The following is a 226-nucleotide window of genomic DNA, read 5'->3' as shown; positions in this document are numbered from 1 at the left end:
TGACTCAGCCCCACATCAAGCCCCGTGATATTTGATATCAATGTTGGCTTTGCCGGTGCTTCTACCCCGTCATCACAGAGTAGTGACGCATAGTATTTTCCGGTTGCGCTGCGGCTCAGTGTGATACTTTTCAGCGCCCCCGTAATTTCACGATGTAAACGCGCTTCAATCGGTGCAATTTTCGGGATTTTTATCGCGCCATCAATGACTTTGATCCCGACACAAT

1 pseudogene is annotated in these 226 nt (G+C 48.7%); it reads right to left on the bottom strand.

Annotated features, from left to right (window positions below):
• Positions 1-226: pseudogene (locus BHE89_RS03455) on the bottom strand (RNA-guided endonuclease TnpB family protein); the annotation flags it as partial.

Origin of the sequence: Shigella sp. FC1967 (genome assembly GCF_001743005.1) — a bacterium.
Taxonomy (GTDB): Bacteria; Pseudomonadota; Gammaproteobacteria; order Enterobacterales; family Enterobacteriaceae; genus Proteus.
This window is presented reverse-complemented; position numbering and strand designations above follow the sequence as displayed.